Source organism: Bacteroidia bacterium, from assembly GCA_027493955.1.
GTDB lineage: Bacteria > Bacteroidota > Ignavibacteria > SZUA-365 > SZUA-365 > JAOSJT01.
Genome location: JAOSJT010000001.1, coordinates 48,877 through 67,566 on the forward strand (window position 1 = coordinate 48,877; position 18,690 = coordinate 67,566).

Below are 18,690 nucleotides of genomic sequence, written 5' to 3' on the forward strand. Positions count from 1 at the left end.
TGTCCGAAGAAGATACATAATTACGAATAACAGCCTGGCTCCGATATGCGCGGGACGATGGTAGCAGGAAACAGTGACCAATGCGGGTCGTTGCAGAAGCGTTCGTCACGCAGAAACGTGCTCTCTGCTTTTCGCTCTCTGCTGTTCATTGCCATTCTGGTATCGACGGGACAGTATGCGATGGTCGGGCAGTTCCGTGAGATCCCACCGCCGATGCTGAGCGCGGCGACCGACAGTCTACCCATGCCGACGGATGTTGATGTACAACCGTCGACGGGAGAAAAGCTGCTGTGGCTTGCCGGGGCGTCAGCGGCGTTCTCGCTCTTCGATTATATCGGATTCAATATGGCGCGCACGGACGACGGTTCGCTCAAACTGTACCGCGTCATGCAGGTGCTGGTGCAGGCGGGGCTCACCTGGTTGTTGCACGAAATGGCGGGACTCGGCACCGCGGTGGCCTTCAACGTCGTGTGGTGGACCTGGGGTATGGACGCGCTGTATTATGTGTACACGGACATGTTCAACGCGGGCGGCCACTGGGAGAGACGCGGTGCCTTCGAGCGGGCCATTCTCGGAAATCAGTGTACCTGGGCATGGTGGACACCGCTGGGGATTTCGCGCGGCATGGACAACAAGCGTCCCATCGCTGGCGACGCCCTGATGGCGCAGATGGCGCTGGGTGCTGCCGCGGCGATCACGATCACCGTGACGTTCTGATTGCATTTCGGAAATACGCGTATTTATCTTTTACACCATCAATGCTCTTGCACGCGGGCACGCTACGACGGTATTTCGTATCACCTGCGCGCACGGGCCCTGCCGCTGTACCTCAGGGTTGCGCCTCGGCGCTGCGTTGCTGTGCGTCTCTGCGCACCCGGGAGTACAGGCGAGAAAATCTGAACCGGCCTTGCGCACGGCCTTTGCAGACTGTATTTTATCGGGAACGTAATTCAGACAAATTGTATCCGTAAACGATGCCCGTGTTCAGGGCTGCATTCGCCTCGTTGAAAGGATGTCGTATGAATATTGAAAGGATGTCGTATGAATAGTTTCCGGTTTCTGCTTGCGCTCCTCCTGTTGGCGTTCGTCGGTCATTCGGTGAACGCGCAGATTGGTGTTTTGAAGGTCAAAAGCCTCGATCAGTCAACCCCCAAGCTGGGTGACGCCGCCGTACCGTTACGGCTTCAGGATATGGACCGCGATGGTACGCCCGAACTTGTCCTGCGCGGGCAAGGAACCTATTCCGCAGAGCTGAGCGGCGGGAATGGCACATGGGAACTCGATTATGTCTGGGCGGGCATGAGTGATCCGCGCTACCTCGGCGCATTGCGCATGACGGAGACCAGTGGTCCCGCAACCCATGGCGCGTTCATCGATGCCACCGGTTTTTACCTGTGCATGCTGAACAACAAGAATCCCGAACTGACGCGATACGAAGTGGTCACATCGGAGAATATGGAGTTTTTCACCATGCGTCGTCTCGGCTCCGGGCACGAGGTGGCGGTGATCGCGAACGGCGAAAACCTCTATGTCATCGGCGCGACTGATCGTTTCCGCTCCCCGTCTGCCGCGGTGAAAAAACAAAGCGCTGCGACAGCTTCTCAGCTCGTGCAAAAATACACGGGTGCCGTCGGAGAGATGTTGGGTTACGATCCGCGAATGTTCCCCACCGAGGGAGCGTTTGATTACGACGGTGACGGTATTGACGAGTTGCCGTTACTCAACCGCGATACGAACGGGATACCGACGGGACTCTCGATACTTGGCGGAGATTCCTTCGATGAAGTCTGGAGCTGGAAATTCCCCCCTGCATACCTCGAACGCATCACCATGGGTTTTCATGGTTTCGCGGATGTGGATGATGATGGCATGAAGGAATTCTACTGCGGCGACAACATCATCGTGTCCCGGGACGGTAGCGTGCGTGAAGTTCGGGACAGATTCCGTATTCTGCACCTCCTCGACGTGGATGGAGACGGCGTCGTCGATATCGTCGGGCGGGATGAAGCGGAAAACAGAATCATCGCACTGGGGAAAGGCACGTCAACGGCCGTGCACGCTCTGCCTGTACCCGGCCTCGCCACACTCCACGCACCGTATCCGAATCCCGGCCGGAGCGGCAGTATGCTCTCGTTTACTCTGGCACATCCCGCACCCGTCAATCTTTCGCTGCACGACGCACTCGGACGTCGCGTACGGACCATCGCAACGGGTGTGTATGATCGGGGACGACATTATCTGGATTTCCCTGCATTGAATGACGCCGGGACGGAACTCGCCGCGGGAAGCTATACACTGATGCTATCCGTCGGGAGCGAAGTACTCCGCCGGGGTTTCATCATTACGCGCTGAACAGGAAGGAGATGATTACCATGATACAGTACCGGACGTTTTCCATCGCATCAGTTTGCACACTGTCGCTCCTCGCGGGCACCCTCGTATTCTTTTCCGGCACAACCGCCCATGCCCAGCCGCTTCGGGTGGAACGCAGCATCAATGGTGTGCCCGACAATCCCTTTTCCTTCCTTGCCGCATCCATGCGGGAACAAGACCGGCTCGATTTCAACGGAGACGGTTACCCCGACCGCGTCTTCATCTCTTCGGATCCGGCCACAGGCGATGTCATGCGTATCGTGGACGGTATGGTGCCAACGCGGGAGTGGATCATGCGGCTGGACGGCGATCCCGATTATCCGATAATTGTCGGCCGTCATTCACTGGTCGGTTTTTACAATCTGGATGGAGTGGTGTCGAATGAGAATCCCAAGGAATTGGTGTTTGCGTATCGGGTATTCCGGCCGCAGGCGTATCTCACGTATAGATTGGAGGACGTGATGGTCACCGGGTACAATGCGACGAACCCCACCGTACGGCCGCAGCCTCTCGGTATCATCGCCATCCTTATCGGTATCGTCGATAGCGATCGTGATGGAAAAGACGAAGTCCTGACCTTCGATCCGGACAGGAAGGTGACGGAAATCTGGGGCGTCGAATAGTTTCGCCATTGGCTGTAATTTCGGGCCGGGTGCGATGAATGCGCCCGGCCTGATTGTTTCAGGGAGCGATGAGGATGTCGAACGCGGGCCGCTGCAACGATTGCAATTTCTGTGTTGTTTGTCTTTTCCCTGTATTTTATCCATGTTGCAACTGCGTCTCATGTGTGCACCAGAGGATAACGATGATCGATGCCGCGAATCTCCGCTTTCGCAGAACCGGCGTCACCCGAAGCGCTCCGGATTCGGGTGGATGGAGGAACATGCTCTCTACCGTTGTGTTCCTGTGCGTCTTGTGCGGAAGCGCCGTGCAGGCGCAGGATATGCCGTTCGTTACAGGTGTTCAAGGGTCATCCGGGATGGACTCATTGCGGAGTGAAGCTCTCGCGACATCGACACCCGACGCTACGGAGAAGTTGCTGTGGCTTACCGGGGCAACGCTTTCCTATGCCATGTTCGACTATGTAGGCTTCAATCTCGTGCGCGATAACAGCTCCGCACTCCCATTCTTTCGGGTGATTCAGGCGCTCGTTCAGGCGGGCATCACCTGGATTTTGTATGAGAAACTCGGGCTGCCGACAGCTACGGCATTCAATCTTGTATGGTGGACGTGGGGTACGGACGCGATGTTTTACGGGTACACGGAACTCTTTAACGTTGGAGGAAGCTGGAAAGGCCGCGGGGTGTTCCGGTCGGACATACTGGATAACAATTGCAAATGGGCGTCCTGGACGCCGGTAGGGATGCTACGCGGAATGGATTCGTCCAGACCCATCGCAGGAGACACTCTCCTTGCACAATTTCTTGTCGGAGCGGCGGCGGCGGTAACGATCACTGTCACATTCTGAGGCGGCAAACGATCAGTTCCGGAGGAGGCGGGAGCTGGGATGGGTGTGACAGAAACATGCAACACGCACGTGTCGTCTATCTGAAGCCAATCGCGATGCTAACCCTCGCTCATCGCCACGATCTCTCCCACAATCCAGCGATGATAGTCCCGTTTGGGATAGTTCGCGTCCAGCGCGGGATCGCTGAAGCGCGAAGGTTCTATGTCGTGATGATAGAGGATGCGGCACTCCACGATAAAATCCGCCTCCTCGAAAACGGGTGCCCCGACGACGGATGCCGCGACGGGAGTCAGCCCTGACGCGGCGATTTTATCACCATCCCTGCCGCTTCTGCTGCCGAGCAAGGACAAGGCATCTCGAAACATTTCAGGAAATGCGCAGAGCGTGAACGTCGGATAGCGTGTGATAAAATCAAAGGTGTGGCGGGTTGGTCGGACCACCACTTCTGCGATGGGCTTGTTCCACATGATGCCGAAGCCGCCCCAGGACACCGTCATGGTGTTGTACCGTTCCTCTGAGAAATCACCGGCGGTGAGCAGAAGCCAGCGATTGTTCCAGAGCGAGAAAATGTCACGTGAGAACGTGAAGGGATCGATGCGTTTCAGCGGCATGGATCAGGCCACGGCTGATTGAGTGCGATACTGGGCGATCGCTTTTCGCAGGGTGTTTCGAGATGCTTCCGCACACTCGTATTTGTTCAGCGGTATCGCGCCGAGAAAACCTACGATGTCGGCCACATCCAGCCGCTCCGCGTCGTCAATATGCATGCCGATGATCAACTCGGTCAACCCTGAAGCGGAGGCCTGAAGACCCGCGCAGCCCGCGTACTGAAACGCAGCGTCCCGGATAACGTCATCTTCAATACGCAGCCAGAGCTCAAGCACGTCGCCGCAAGTGGCCTGATGCCGCGTCTGCGTGGAGGCGTGTTCAAGAACGCCGAGGTGCAGTTCGCGGTCGAGTACGTCGACCGCCTTCGGTGCGTACCCGAGCGCGAGGAGAAATTCTTTCCGTTGTTCGTCCATGTTCGTCTCGTTGGAGCTGTGTACATCCTGCTCTTTTCGTGCTCTTTTCGCGCGGCGCGGTTGTTTCCTGCCGCGTGATGTGCTAGCTTTGTAAATGTAGCTGTTTTTCAGGAAAAATTGGTACTCGCGGAGCAAGAGCATGAGCGTACTTATTGACAAGAAAAGCCGAGTCATCGTACAGGGATTCACGGGATCGGAAGGCACCTTTCACGCGCAACAGATGATCGACTACGGAACGAAGGTCGTCGGCGGAGTGACTCCGGGGAAGGGAGGCACCGAGCATCTCGGACTGCCCGTATTCAATACCGTCAAGGAAGCGGTGCAGAAGGTGAAAGCCGATGTCTCCGTCATTTTCGTACCGCCGGCAGGAGCCGCGGATGCGATCATGGAAGCCGCGGATGCGGGCATCGCGCTTATCGTGTGCATTACGGAAGGTATCCCGACCCGCGATATGGTGCGCGCGTTTGAGTTTGTACAAAGCAAGGGTGTGCGTCTCATCGGACCGAATTGTCCGGGAATCATTTCACCGGGAAAAGCCAAGGTCGGTATCATGCCCGGCTTTATTCACAAAAAAGGCCATGTCGGTGTCGTATCGCGCAGCGGAACGCTTACCTATGAAGCGGTCAAGCAGCTCACCGATCTCGGCATCGGCCAGTCCACCTGTATCGGTATCGGCGGCGATCCCGTCATTGGTACACAATTTATCGACGCCCTCAAGCTGTTCAACGATGATCCCGAAACCGACGCCGTGGTCATGATCGGAGAGATCGGCGGCACGGCGGAAGAAGAAGGCGCCGCGTATGTCAAAAAATCCATGACCAAGCCCGTGATCGGCTTCATCGCCGGCCGCACCGCTCCGCCGGGACGACGCATGGGCCATGCCGGCGCAATCATCGCCGGAGGCAAGGGCACCGCAGCAGAGAAAATGAAAGCCATGAAACGCGCGGGTATCCATGTCGTGGAAAATCCCGCCGTGATCGGTGTCACCGTCGCAAAAGCGCTGGGCCTTGAATCGCTCGGACAAACCCGTCCGCACGCTTCGGAAAAAGCATAAAGCTGAAAGTTGAGAATTGACGTCCCGTTTGATCGGGCAGGGTAGAATCGAAAGATTCTACCTTTTTTTGTCAGACCTGGGCGGGATATCGCGTGTCCTGAAGAGGTGATGGCTGTACATGCCGGTCCCTTCGGCTTGGTAGAGCGTCCCTTCGGCTCCGCACAGGGACAGTCGAAGCCATGCTCAGGGACTGTACGCAGCGGGACCGTATGTCAGCCCCGACATGGACCATCATCCAACAGAGGCTGCTTGCGGGTGGGCACGCTCAGACGGCTCGATCAACGAATCCCTCCGCCGCAGACCGATTAACGATTTCCGATGCGAGTCTCGTCACCACCCACCAGCATCCTTGCAATGACCGATGTTCACCGTGATTTCACGAACATTTGCGTGAAATACAGCACACCGCTGCTGTTGCGCGCGACGCCGACGCCGGTAAGATCATAGTCGCCTTCGATATTCGCGGTGTGGGGACCGCTGTTCAGCCAACTGCTCACGGCCTGAGCGGCCGGGTCGGTGAAACCATAATTCGTCGAAACATTTTCCGCCGCCGCTCTGATCGGAATGCTCTGTGATACGGCGCTGTACCGCTGGTCAAAGCCGGCATGCCCGAACGACACCGTGCCCGCAGCCATATTCGCACTGTGTGAGCGAACCTCCCGCGTGATCACGTCCGCCTGCACGAGCGCGGTCAGTCCCTTGGTAACCCTGTGCTGATTGATAAGCAGCACGATCCGTGCTTCGATTTCCGCAACCGCGATTTGCGGTCCCGGGTCGACAGGCGGATCCTCATCGGAGCAGGAGAGAAGAATGCAACACAGCACCGTGAGCAGGAGAATGCGCCGCGACAGACCGCGTCGGTCGTGCGGCTTCACCGCGAGGGTGACAGCAGCCGGAGAGCTTCGATACATCATGAGGTCGGATCCAGGTGATACAGCGCGCCGGAAACAGAAACGACGCTATACCGACAACTTACGACATTGCGCGATAACATCTGCACACGCACGGCACAGGCATCTCCGGTGCCCGCGTCGTACGATCAGCCGCGAAGTATCGTCCACATCTGTCAATGCAGGTGCTGCTCGATGGAAGAGAGAGTGAGCAATTCATTACCGCTCTGAATTTGCGCATTGAAGCAGCCGACTCTGCTGCACAGGCCGATACAGTTGCCGAAGTCCGCGTTTGCGGTCAGAAATATGGCGATGAGATCGGCTTCACAGCCGCATTGCCCGAATACCGGAAGCGTAACACCGCACTCGGGGCAGAGCAGGGTGAATATATCACCTTTTTCGAGCCGTACGCCGAGAGAAATCCGTGATTTGTCCCCATAGACAGGGCTCAAGGCAACCAGCCCGTCCTCATGGTCTTTCCTGACCCGCAGGAAGATTCCGTTGAACTGGTTGAATTGCGCTCGTTCGTTGATCAGATTGTGCCCTTGCTGGCAGTAACATTCCTGTACGACCAGGACATGCTTGCTTTCGCGGTAATCGGCGGGGAGTGGCGTTGGAAAAATCATCATCCCCTTCTTGTCGAAGATGCTCATGGCGGCCTCCGTTCCGATGGTGAAAGTTGTCGCATAGGGAAACTAGCGCGGAGGGACGCCAATAGCAAATAAAAAAAAGAAGGGCCGCCTGTTACACAGGCGACCCCTCAGGAGGAGGAGGGAGGATTCAATATAGCCAATCCGTTGTCAGAATCCAAATTTTTTTCGACATTTTTTTTCTCCGGTGAAAAAAATGCTGTTTCTGATCAACATTGGCCATTTTTCCGTGTATGGTCTATAGTACCGTCATCGCGGCGCGAGGGCCTTCAGCCTACTCGAACTCGATCAGCAGTTGATGTTTTTGGACACGATCGCCCTGCCGGACGAGAATCCGCTTGACGACGCCGTCACTGGGTGCCGAGACGGAGTTTTTCATTTTCATGGCTTCAAGAATCAGAAGCGTGTCGCCCCATTTCACCCGCTGCCCCTGCGTCACGATGACGTCCACTACGACGCCGGGTATGAACGAAAGCAACTGCCTGGGATCCGGAACCACATAGGGCTTACGCCGCTCGAATTTCAGGGTATGCCGTGTTTCGTAGCGTGTGTCGTCTATTGTCAGTGTTTTCAGTTCGTCGCTCATGGCTAAAACGGCGGGATGCCGTGTTTTTTGGTGGGACGGAGTTCTTGTTTGTTGCGCGAGATTTCAATCGCATGTATCAGGTATTCGCGGGTCTCGGCTGGACTGATCACGGCGTCGACGTGTCCGTTCGCGGCCGCAATGTACGGGTTGGCGAACTTGTCCGTGTATTCCTGCACTTTCTGCCTGCGCATTTCATCGGGATCCGTCGCGGCGGCGATTTCACCGCGGAAGATGATATTGGCTGCGCCTTCCGGACCCATGACGGCGATTTCTGCCGTAGGCCAGGCAAAGACGAAATCCGCCCCGAGATGGCGTGAGCACATGGCGATGTATCCGCCGCCGTAGGCCTTACGGATGATCACCGTCGTTTTCGGGACAGTTGCTTCGCTGTAGGCGTAGAGAATTTTCGCTCCGTGTCTGATAACGCCGGCATGTTCCTGATCCACCCCGGGAAGATAGCCGGGAAGATCGACAAAGGTGATGAGAGGGATATTGAACGCGTCGCAAAAACGAATGAAACGCCCTGCCTTGTCCGAGGAATCCACATCGAGCACTCCCGCCAATACCAATGGCTGGTTTGCGACAATTCCCACGGTATCGCCGTTCATGCGGGCGAAGCCGACCACGATATTCGCAGCCCAGTGCTCCTGCACTTCAAAGAAGTCGGAATCGTCGCACACGGAACGAATGAGGTCGCGAACGTCGTAGGCCTTGCGCTGATCTGTCGGTACTATGGTTTCGACGTTATAGTCGGCGCGTGGTGGCTTAGCGGGGAAGGGATCGGGTCGCTTGTTGTTGTTCCATGGAATAAACGTGACAAGTTTCTTGATCTGCTCGAAGCATTCCTGCTCGCTGCGTGCGAAGAAATGGGCGTTGCCGGTTATTTCGGTATGGACGCGCGCTCCGCCCAAATCCTCCATGGAAATGTCCTCGCCGAGTACGGTCTTGATTACCTCGGGACCGGTAATGAACATCTTCGAGATCTTGTCCACCACGAACACGAAATCCGTCAACGCCGGCGAGTACACCGCGCCGCCGGCGCATGGACCGAGGATGACGGAAATCTGCGGGATGACGCCCGAAGCGAGGGTGTTGCGGAAGAAGATCTCTCCATATCCCGCCAGGGAGTTGACCCCTTCCTGAATGCGTGCACCGCCGGAGTCATTGATACCGATCAACGGCAGGCCGAGCTTCATCGCATGATCCATGATCTTGGTGATCTTGCGCGCGTGCATAAGGCCCAATGAGCCGCCGGCGACGGTGAAGTCCTGCGCGAAAATGCAGATGGGGAAGCCTTCGATTTTTCCCGTTCCCGTGATCACGCCGTCCGCGGGCAGCTGCTTTTTGTCCATATCAAAATCCTGACACTTGTGCTCGACGAAGAGGTCGTACTCGTGAAAGGTGTCATTGTCCAGGAGCGTCATGATACGGTCGCGGGCAGTGAGCTTACCCATGGAGACCTGCTTCTCTATGGCCTTCTCTCCGCCGCCCAGGATGGCTTTCGACTTGCGGCGAAAGAAATCCATTAATGATGATGCGAGTGACATTACGGGGAATTCTCCGAATTGTGAGAAATGGACAGTATGCCGGTGCCGGACTTTCAGCGGATCACAGGGGGTAAAACTCCTGTATAGACGTAGTCATGCCCTCTTCGTTGAGCGTGCACTCAACGGAGAAGGAGCATGGATCGTGTCTGTGCGCCCGATGAACTATGAAGTGTGTACACATACACACCGCTGGGGAGCCCGGAGGCAAGGAAATGCACATCGTGATTTCCTTCTCTCAGAGTTCCGTTCACCAGTGTCGCAATGTGCTGTCCGTCCATGGCGTGAACGTCGAGACGGACGTACTGTGCGATGGGCAGATGAAAGGAGATGACGGTCGAGGGGTTGAATGGATTGGGATGATTATTCCGGAGTTGCGGCGCAGCGGACAATTGAACGGTTTTCAGATGCTGGTTACACATACTGTCCACCAGGAGTACGCCGTCATGCGCACGCGCGCGCGGGTTACCGGCATTGAAGCTCAGAGTGCGAATGCGAAGCGGGGCGTTGTTCGGTTCGTGCCAGAGACCAATACACCGAAGCCGGAGGAGCACGCCGGTTCCGGATAGTGCGGGACCTCCATTGTCGCGGATGAGAATCTCGCCGGGACGGGAGAGGTCAACGCTCATGCTGTGCCCCTGCGTGAGCGTCCCTTCGCTGCTCCATCCGATGGGATACAGTAGATGGGGATCGTACTCCACATCCATGGCGAAGATCGTGGCGAGGGAGCCGCTGCGATTCTGCGTCAGGAAGAGCGGGATTTCCACGAATTCCTGTGCGCGTGCATAGACCGTGTCGTTGAAACCCGCCGCAAGCGTTGTAACACCCACGCCGGTGAGACGAATCACGATCAGCGGTACATCGCTGTCGTTGGTGGTCAGCTCCAGTTGCGCATCCTTGCGGAAAATGCTTTGCGGAGCGAAGCGTATGCTCAGCGAGGCGCTGTCGCCGGGTTGTAACACCCATTGCGCCTGGGCTGTGAGCTGATACTGGTCGGCTTCGCTGCCCGTTATGCGGGGGTTGTCGATGCTCAGAGGGCCGTACCCGACGTTCCTGAAGGTCAGCACGGTGTCGCGGAAATCACCCAGTTCAACCTCGCCGAAATCTATGGCCGAGGTGTCAATGGCGATTTCCGGGGAGACGTTATACAGCTCGACCCGTATCATCCCCGTGTTGTCGGCGTGCCTGTCAATGGAAAAAGGTGGTTTGTCCTCGATGAACAATGCCGCGGGTGCACCCAGCCCGGTGAACGGTACGCGATACGTGTAGGTGGAGCTCACGCCAGGCGGATTTATGCGCCCGGATATCGGTTGCCCGTTGATTAAAAAACCATTGGTGATAGAGGTGGAAAGACCGGGGAAACCGAATTCCCCCGGCGGAATGTCGCGATAATACGCGGCGTCCACGAGACCTATGCTATCTCCCTGCAAGGTACGCCAGAAGGAGAAGGTTCCGGAACAGATGAATTCGAAGCGCTTCTGTGCCGGAAGAAATTGCGTCTGCTTCGGAATCGTATCCACGGCGTACACGTCGATGGTCTCCATATAGAGCTGCGCCTGGCTTCTGCTCGGAAGAAACAGCGCCAAGGTACAACACAGCAGCGCGAGAGTATGGAAGCGATACGACATCAACGGACTTTCATTGACCTACACCTTGCGTACTTCTAACATATTGGTCGGGCCTCTCTTGTGCAAGGGGGAGCCGATGGAGAAGACCACGAGAGCTCCGGCGTCCACAAGCCCGCGTTCCAGCAACAATTTGCGTACGGCCTCGATGCTGTATTCCTGGTCAGGCAGCGGAGGCAGAAATTCACCCTTTACGCCCCAGGTGAACGCCAGCCCCCGGAGCGTCGCCGCTGTGTCGCTCAACGCGAGTATGGGTGTGGATGGCCGGTACTTCGCTATGAGCCGGGCCGTATCTCCGGATCGGGTCAAGGTCACGATGGCGGCCGCTCCGATTTGCTGAGCAAGCCCGCAGGCCGCCTTGCCGATGGCGTCGGTCACATTGTGCCGTTCGTCGTCGGGGATGGCGTACTCCCGTTCGTGCTTTTCCTCCGAGGCCTCTATCGCCCGTATGATGCGATCCATATAGGTTACGGACGCGACCGGCCAGTCTCCGACGCTTGTTTCTCCGCTGAGCATCACGCAGTCGGTCCCGTCCAGCACGGCATTGGCCACGTCGCTGGCCTCGGCGCGTGTCGGCCGTGGTTGCGTGATCATGGATTCGAGCATCTGCGTGGCGGTGATCACGGGTTTTCCGTGCGCGTTGCACCGTCGAATGATGTGCTTCTGCAGCACGGGTACCTGCTCCGCCGGCATCTCCAGCCCGAGATCTCCACGGGCAACCATGATTCCGTCCGCTTCACGGATGATATCCTCTATGTCCATGAAACCCTCCCATCGCTCGATCTTCGCAATAACGGGCACGTTGCGGCCGTGGTACTTCATGGCGCTCTGCAATTCGATGACGTCCCGCTCGGAGCGTACGAACGACAGGGCGACGGCATCCACTCCCGCACGCAGACCGAAATCGAGATCTTCGAGATCCTTCCTGCTTAGTGCCGGGGCCGAAATGGACGCCTTGGGCACGATTATGCCTTTGTTGCTTTTCAGGACACCGCCTTTGACCACCCGGGTACGGATCTCCGTCGCGGTGACGTCGAGAATTTCCAGCGTGAGATATCCATCGTCCAGGAGCATGTGCTGTCCCGCCAGCACGTCCTCCGCCAACTGCGGATAGGTTGTGCCGCACCGTTGCGCATTCCCGATGCCATCAAAATCCATTGCGATGGTGAAATCGCTGCCGTCTATGAGCTGCACACCGCCTTCAGGCATGGGGCCGGTACGAATCTTCGGACCCTGAAGATCCTGGAGAATTGCGAGCGGCGTTCCATGCTGCTCTGCAACGGCGCGGAGCCGCTCGATCATCTCCAGATGCTCCTCCCGCGACCCGTGTGAGAAATTGAGACGCGCGACATCCATCCCCGCATCCAGTAATTCTCTGATGCGCTCCTCACTCCGCGAAGCGGGGCCTATGGTGCAAATGATTTTTACCTTTCGTTGCATGGCTGGGTCAGTCTCCTTCGTTTCTGATGTCCATCATCGTTTGGAGAATGGCCGGGAGCACTACCCCTGAAAGGAACGGAAGCTGTTCGTCCAGGGAAGGTGCGAGTCCTGTCGGCTCCGGATTTATTTCCACGGTGTATGCGCCGCTGCGATGCGCGAGACGCGGGAGGTCCGCTGCGGGATACACCAGTCCCGAGGTCCCGACGGAAAGGAATACATCACAGTCCACAGCGGCGGATTGGGCGAAACGCAATTCGTCCTCGGGCAAGGACTCGCCGAACCAGACCACGCCCGGCCGGATCCATCCGCCGCAACTGCAACGCTGTGCGGTTTCCGTCGGGGGGGCCGCAGCGTCGTGATAGGGTATTCCGCACGCGATACACCGGCTGTGTTCGATATTGCCATGCAGTTCGTGTACGTCCGGCGATCCCGCGCGACGGTGCAGGTTGTCGACATTTTGGGTTATCAGTGAAAAACGGGGGAAAACCTCCGGAAAAGCGGCCAACGCCCGGTGGCCGGCGTTGGGCTCCACGCCCGCTATCAGCGTGCGACGCCACGAGTACCAGCTCCAGACCAGGTCCGGATCCTTTCTGAAGGCGCGCTCCGTGGCTAACTCCGTCGGATCGTATTGAGACCAGAGTCCACCGGCGCTGCGAAATGTCGGGACGCCGCTTTCGGCGGACACGCCTGCGCCTGTGAGAACGCAGACATGCCGCGCGCGACGAAGGCGCTGGATAAATGTCTCAGACAGTACCGGGGTGTGTGAGTGATTCATGCAGCAACTCCGGGGTCAATTCGTGAGGGAGAGACGTTTCCAGCCGGATCGCCGAACAGCCTCGACATTGATGACGAGGCGGTGCAACGCTCCCATGTGCCAGAATGCGGTGTGATCGGCATAATGCGGGCTGAATGGCTGCCCCGACTGTCCGCCCGGTATGACGATGTAACTGGAATCCGGTGAATTCAGATCCGCCACGAAACGCATGGATGCCGCGACACGTGCATCATACGGGCGCGAAATGGAGTACTCCGTGTTGTTCACGGTCGTGTTGGATCCGCCGATGCTGAAGGGACCGATATTGAAGAGACGATCCAACGGTTTCTTTTCACCGAAAGGATGGCGGAACTCGATGGTGTGCAGTCTTCCCCAGTTCCATGTGTTCATATCCCTGCCGAGCGCGGTGCGAAGGTCGGTTACAGCGTCGGTAATACCCTTGACGAGGATGTGCCTCTTGCTCTCCCTCCCCGGTGTCCGGATATCGTCGAACCAGGTTTCCGTTGAGTCAGCAAGCAGGGTCGGAAGGACGCGCGTGACGATGTTTGCAACGAACGTGTAATTGTGAAACAGTGTGCTGTCCATCTCGTCTTCGAAGGTTCGACGCAGCACATGCGTCAACGCGGCATTGAAAATGGCGGCTTCGGCGGATGAGGTGTTCATGCGACAATCCCAGCGGGCCAGCAGATTCATAACCCGCGTGATGAGCAGCGGACGAGCCTTCCATGCGCGGAGGGCTCCTACGAAGGCACGTCGGAGAGTGTCCGCATAGGGTGATTGCACATCCATTTGCATCAGGCGGAAATCGTCCGGAGTGAACATGGCCTGTTCGCTGAGCATTTGATGGATGCGTTTCGCGCGCGAATCGTCTTCCCACAGAGAGGAGATGGGCACCGGAGAAGACGTTGGCACCTTGTTGTTCGCCGCGACGAGCATTCCCTCTTCGGGTTCGGCCAGGCGGGGAAGCTGCCCGGCCGGAACATAGCCCTGCCAGCTGTTCGCACCTTCCCAGCCCGCCGAGGGGAGCAGCGCTTGTCCTTTACCACGAATCGGCACACGACCGACAGCGAGACGAGCGATGACGCCGCTGGTGTCGGCGTAGATGATGTGTTGCGCGGGAACGCCAAATGTTGCGAACGAACTCTGAAATTCATTCCAGTTCCGCGCGTGGGCCGCACGGTACATTGCCAGAATCTCGTCGCTGGCTTCCTGTCCAGCCCAGCGCAGCGACACCGCAGTAGGGCCGCTGAAGCGGCTGGAATCGCGAATCACGTTCTGCAGCGGATACACGGGGGTGATAATCGGTCCGCGCGGTGTTTGCCATGTGGTTTGCACGACAGGCAGACTGTCGCGAACAAAGATCGAATCGGTGAACACGCGCATGCCCACACTGCGACCCGCATCGATGCAGGTCGAATCGCGATAGTTCACCCGCTCGGTGAAAAAATCAACGTCGTCCGCCATCAGATTTGTCATGCCCCAGGTCAGAACGGAATTGTGTCCGATGACGATACCGGGCACACCGGGGATCGTTACACCTCCCACATTCAATCCGGGAGCGGAGAGGTGCATGATATACCAACGGGAGGGTTGGCTGATGAGCAAATGGGGATCATTTGCCAGCAAAGGTTTTCCGTTGACGCTCCGTGTTCCTGTAACAGCCCACGCATTGCTGCCGATCGCCGAACCTTGTGACGCGAGGAGGCGCTGTGCGGTTGCAGCCCCATCGTGCAGAAGTCCGAGCGACACCAGTTGCCGCGGTTGTGTCGGATGCGGAAGTGAGGAGATCGCCGTCTGTTGCGGCGGGAAAAGCTGGCGAGCGCGTTCTTCGCCGAAACGCGCGATGAGTTCGCTCAAGGTCAGGTCTGTCCACCAGGAGAGGGCAAGTTCCCATCCGAGCAACCGCGCGATGATGAGCGAATGCGCCGGCGTCCACGGTTCAGGTTGATACTGGAGTAAATCGAACTCTATCGGTAAGGAATGCCCGCGTTCGTGTATGCCCGCATTGACCCCCTTGCTGTACGCGTCGAGTATTTTCCGTGTCTGATCGGAAACCTCCGTCAGCAGACTGTCCGCCTGCCGGTGCAGGCCGATGGTACGCATGAGACGGTCGGCAGGCAGCGCTTCAGCGCCAAAAATCTCGGCCAGCCGACCGCTCCCGTAGCGTCGAAGCACGTCCATCTGCCAGAGGCGATCCTGCGCGTGAACATATCCGGCGGCGACAAAGGCGTCATACTCGTTCCCTGCGAGAATGTGTGGTATTCCGGCCTGATCTCTGAATACCTCTACCGGCCCGGAGAGCGCCGACACGGAGGCCTCTCCCTGCGTTTCAGGGAGTGCCCGTGTCGCCAGATCGTAGGTGAGGTATCCGGCGAAAATGAGGAGCAGAATGGTGCTGACCGTTAGTGCGATTGAGGTGTGTCGTCGTTTCATGGTGTCGCTTCATTGCGTCGTTCAAACTAGCAAGCACTGCAGCGAAATCCAATGAACACCGCGCGGCATGTGCGCTTTCACCCGTACGGAGCGGCAAGGTGTTTTCCGCACACAGGAGACGGGGCGGCAATATGCAACCATAGAGCGACAGAGTGATACGCTTTGCGCCATTTTCGCGATACTCCTCCCTGACCGGGAGTCGCTGATACCGGAGCGCGATCTTCCGAGGCACGCGACGCCCGGCATCAGGCACATCCGTGTTTCTCACGCCGCGAAAAAGCGGCAGCACATCGGTGGCTGAGGCCGAAGAACTCGCGGCACAGCGTGTGGATACCGAGGACGAACAGTTTCAACTTGTCGTGAGAATTCATTATCTTTTCATCATCAACATCTACCACAGCTGTACTTCCACCGCCATGAAATACGAAGCATTCAAGGTTTCGCAACGTATGAAAAACCGCTTTCTGCTGTTGGTGGCCGCGACGATACTGGCAGGTACCGGCAGCACGATGAATGCCCATGCACAGCAGGCGCAAAAGCCGGCATTCATGCCGAAGCGGGAAAATCTCGGGCCCATGGTGAATTCCGAATATGACGAGGTTTTCCCTGTCATTTCCGCCGATGCAAAAACATTGTACTTCGTCCGGAAAGGTCATCCTGACAACACGGGATCAAAAAAAGAAGATGATATATGGGTCAGCGAGCGCCTGCCGGATGGAAGCTGGAGCAAAGCGCGCAATGTCGGGCAGCCGCTCAACACCGATGGCTTCAACTTCGTCTGTGCCGTGCTGCCGGACAACAACACCCTCCTTCTCGGGAACCAGTATATGCGGGATGGCTCCCAGCGTCAGGGTTTGTCGCTGACATATCGTGAGGGTGAAACATGGAGTTTTCCCTCGCCGTTGAGCATCGCCAACCTGGGCAATCTGTCGCATCTCACGGAGTATACCATGGCGCCTGACGGCAGAGTCATTGTGATGAGCATCCTTCGCCAGGACTCCATTGGCGGCAGGGATCTCTATGTCAGTTTCAGAAAGCCGGACAACACCTGGGCCGAACCCGAGAATATGGGGCTTGGAATCAACAGTACGGAACAGGACGTCACTCCCTTCATTGCTGCCGATGGTGTGACACTGTATTTCTCCAGCAATCGTCCAGGGGGCTTCGGGAGCAACGATGTGTATATGACGCGAAGACTGGATTATACGTGGAAGAAATGGTCCGTTCCGCGCAATCTTGGCTATCCAATCAACACGGCGGGCTGGGATGCGTACTACACGGTGCCCGGCAACGGAGAATTCGCATATTTCGTTTCGACCAGCGATGGATATGGAAAATCTGATCTTTTCCGTATCGAGTTGCCTGAGGATGCCCGGCCTATTCCGGTCATGATGGTAAGCGGTAGGGTACGCGACCCCAAGGGGCAGATCATTCCCGCATCTATCACCTATGAGCGCCTCTCCGATGGGGAAGTGATGGGATCGGCGACAGCGGATCCTACCACGGGCGAATATCAGATCGCCTTGCCTATGGGGCATCAGTATGGCTTCCATGCGAATGCCGAGGGGCATTATCCTGTAAGCCAGCACCTGGACCTTACGGATCTGTCCAATTTCAAGGAAGTGGAGCGGGATCTCATCCTGGCTCCGGTGACGCGAGGCGCATCGATACGACTCAACAACCTGTTCTTCGATTTTGACAAGGATATACTCCGCGATGAATCGAAACCGGAGCTTGACAGACTCGTCCGTTTCCTCAATGAACACCCGAGCATGATCATACAGGTCGATGGTCATACGGATTCTGTGGGTGGGTTCGAGTATAACATGGATCTGTCCCGGCGTAGGGCCAAAGCGGTCGTCGAATATCTCGTGTCGCATGGAATTTCCGACGTCAGACTTATTCCGCGCGGCTTCGGTAAGACGCGTCCTGCTGCGACCAACGAAACGGACGAAGGTCGGCAATGGAACAGACGGGTTGAATATTCCATCCTGCAGGAGTGACGTCGCTCCTCTGTCGTGTCCCAATGTAAATCCCGGTTCGCCGGGATTTATTTTTCCCCCTCGAAGGAGGTCCGAAGCGCAGGACTGGCGCAACCCGAGTCCGACCGGGCATTTCGATGTCTCATGCCGTGCGTACGTCGTCTCTCCGGTCATGGCATCACCAGAGCGCCATATCGCTCCCCCGCGCTGAGCGTATCGCGCTCTGATCGGAAGTATCAGCACTCATTGGATGCAGATCGCGATTCAGGTATATTTCTGTGACAATCGCGGCCCCGCCCAGGTCGGTAGAGGAGCGAGGCGGACGCAGCGCTCGACACAGTTCCCCGCATCATCGAGATGAATGGTATGAGTAAATTCGAAACGATTCTTCACTCCAAATCCGATTGTCTCATCACGCTTTTTCATGATCCTGAAGATCACATGTCGTGGATTATTCGAAAGTGGAAGCGACGGCTGTTCGGAAAGAAATGTCTCGTCAGCCGTTGGTTCAACACACGCGAGCAGGCGGAGCGCTTCGCCGAGCAACTGGTGCGCGAATGTGCCGGAATACGCGCAAAACTTCAGTCGTAAGGCATCATGGATACCACCTATTGTTATTCACCGGAAAACGTCTTGCGTCAAATCGAAGGACGGGAGGCCGTTCTCGGCGTTTTCGAGCTTCGGTTTTATTCTTCCGGAGGCAGACCTGCGAAGGAAATGACCGAGTGTGTTGAAACCTTTTACTACTATCCCTCCGGCGGTACGATTCGCGATGCGTCCTTGAATATTCTCCTGTATGAGCCGCGTCTCGATATTTATCATACCGGCAAACGGGGATAGTTCGCTTT

18 protein-coding genes are annotated in these 18,690 nt (G+C 57.1%); 8 read left to right on the forward strand and 10 right to left on the reverse strand.

From position 1 onward, the window contains the following. Nucleotides 1–117 precede the first annotated feature (117 nt). The 4 genes from M5R41_00245 (at nt 118) to M5R41_00260 (ending at nt 3,841) form a co-directional block, all read left to right on the forward strand. Nucleotides 118–717 carry a hypothetical protein gene (locus M5R41_00245; protein MCZ7554814.1) on the forward strand — a complete coding sequence of 200 codons (600 nt, stop codon included), beginning with the start codon at nt 118–120 and terminating at the stop codon, nt 715–717. Between the two features lie 324 nt (nt 718–1,041). Further along, on the forward strand, nt 1,042–2,352 hold the full coding sequence (locus tag M5R41_00250) for a hypothetical protein (protein MCZ7554815.1): 1,311 nt from the start codon (nt 1,042–1,044) through the stop codon (nt 2,350–2,352). 20 nt (nt 2,353–2,372) lie between these two features. Then, nucleotides 2,373–2,996 (forward strand): hypothetical protein, encoded by a 624-nt coding sequence (locus M5R41_00255; GenBank protein MCZ7554816.1) that lies wholly within the window; start codon nt 2,373–2,375, stop codon nt 2,994–2,996. A 182-nt stretch (nt 2,997–3,178) separates the two neighbouring features. Then, nucleotides 3,179–3,841 carry a hypothetical protein gene (locus M5R41_00260; protein MCZ7554817.1) on the forward strand — a complete coding sequence of 221 codons (663 nt, stop codon included), beginning with the start codon at nt 3,179–3,181 and terminating at the stop codon, nt 3,839–3,841. 98 nt (nt 3,842–3,939) lie between these two features. Here M5R41_00260 and M5R41_00265 read toward each other — a convergent pair whose 3' ends face one another. Further along, nucleotides 3,940–4,452 (reverse strand): flavin reductase, encoded by a 513-nt coding sequence (locus M5R41_00265; protein ID MCZ7554818.1) that lies wholly within the window; start codon nt 4,450–4,452, stop codon nt 3,940–3,942. A gap of 3 nt (nt 4,453–4,455) precedes the next feature. Beyond that, nucleotides 4,456–4,863, reverse strand: coding sequence for an iron-sulfur cluster assembly scaffold protein (locus tag M5R41_00270; protein MCZ7554819.1), 408 nt, complete (start codon nt 4,861–4,863; stop codon nt 4,456–4,458). 139 nt (nt 4,864–5,002) lie between these two features. On the opposite strand from M5R41_00270, the gene sucD reads away from it, so the two are divergent. Beyond that, complete coding sequence (gene sucD / locus M5R41_00275) at nt 5,003–5,917, forward strand: succinate--CoA ligase subunit alpha (GenBank protein MCZ7554820.1); 915 nt, start codon at nt 5,003–5,005, stop codon at nt 5,915–5,917. Nucleotides 5,918–6,282: 365 nt separating this feature from the next. Here the strand turns inward: sucD and M5R41_00280 are convergent, their stop codons facing one another. The 8 genes from M5R41_00280 to M5R41_00315 form a co-directional block, all read right to left on the reverse strand. Then, on the reverse strand, nt 6,283–6,831 hold the full coding sequence (locus M5R41_00280; GenBank protein MCZ7554821.1) for a CAP domain-containing protein: 549 nt from the start codon (nt 6,829–6,831) through the stop codon (nt 6,283–6,285). Between the two features lie 152 nt (nt 6,832–6,983). Beyond that, on the reverse strand, nt 6,984–7,460 hold the full coding sequence (locus M5R41_00285; GenBank protein MCZ7554822.1) for a hypothetical protein: 477 nt from the start codon (nt 7,458–7,460) through the stop codon (nt 6,984–6,986). A 271-nt stretch (nt 7,461–7,731) separates the two neighbouring features. Then, nucleotides 7,732–8,043 (reverse strand): acetyl-CoA carboxylase biotin carboxyl carrier protein subunit, encoded by a 312-nt coding sequence (locus M5R41_00290; GenBank protein ID MCZ7554823.1) that lies wholly within the window; start codon nt 8,041–8,043, stop codon nt 7,732–7,734. Between the two features lie 2 nt (nt 8,044–8,045). Next, nucleotides 8,046–9,590 carry an acyl-CoA carboxylase subunit beta gene (locus tag M5R41_00295; GenBank protein MCZ7554824.1) on the reverse strand — a complete coding sequence of 515 codons (1,545 nt, stop codon included), beginning with the start codon at nt 9,588–9,590 and terminating at the stop codon, nt 8,046–8,048. Nucleotides 9,591–9,709: 119 nt separating this feature from the next. Beyond that, a complete protein-coding gene (locus M5R41_00300) occupies nt 9,710–11,215 on the reverse strand; it encodes a choice-of-anchor D domain-containing protein (GenBank protein ID MCZ7554825.1) in 1,506 nt (501 codons plus the stop codon). An 18-nt stretch (nt 11,216–11,233) separates the two neighbouring features. Next, a complete protein-coding gene (pyk, locus tag M5R41_00305; GenBank protein ID MCZ7554826.1) occupies nt 11,234–12,652 on the reverse strand; it encodes a pyruvate kinase in 1,419 nt (472 codons plus the stop codon). Nucleotides 12,653–12,659: 7 nt separating this feature from the next. Then, on the reverse strand, nt 12,660–13,427 hold the full coding sequence (locus M5R41_00310) for an NAD-dependent deacylase (protein MCZ7554827.1): 768 nt from the start codon (nt 13,425–13,427) through the stop codon (nt 12,660–12,662). A gap of 15 nt (nt 13,428–13,442) precedes the next feature. Beyond that, a complete protein-coding gene (locus M5R41_00315) occupies nt 13,443–15,860 on the reverse strand; it encodes a penicillin acylase family protein (GenBank protein MCZ7554828.1) in 2,418 nt (805 codons plus the stop codon). Between the two features lie 257 nt (nt 15,861–16,117). Here M5R41_00315 and M5R41_00320 point away from each other — a divergent pair, with 257 nt between their 5' ends. From M5R41_00320 to M5R41_00330, 3 genes are all read left to right on the forward strand, one after another. Then, the gene (locus tag M5R41_00320) at nt 16,118–17,863 is read left to right on the forward strand and encodes an OmpA family protein (GenBank protein ID MCZ7554829.1); all 1,746 of its coding nucleotides are present in this window, start codon (nt 16,118–16,120) and stop codon (nt 17,861–17,863) included. A 345-nt stretch (nt 17,864–18,208) separates the two neighbouring features. Then, a complete protein-coding gene (locus tag M5R41_00325; protein MCZ7554830.1) occupies nt 18,209–18,433 on the forward strand; it encodes a hypothetical protein in 225 nt (74 codons plus the stop codon). Between the two features lie 6 nt (nt 18,434–18,439). Further along, nucleotides 18,440–18,682 carry a hypothetical protein gene (locus M5R41_00330; protein MCZ7554831.1) on the forward strand — a complete coding sequence of 81 codons (243 nt, stop codon included), beginning with the start codon at nt 18,440–18,442 and terminating at the stop codon, nt 18,680–18,682. The last annotated feature ends 8 nt before the right edge of the window (nt 18,683–18,690 follow it).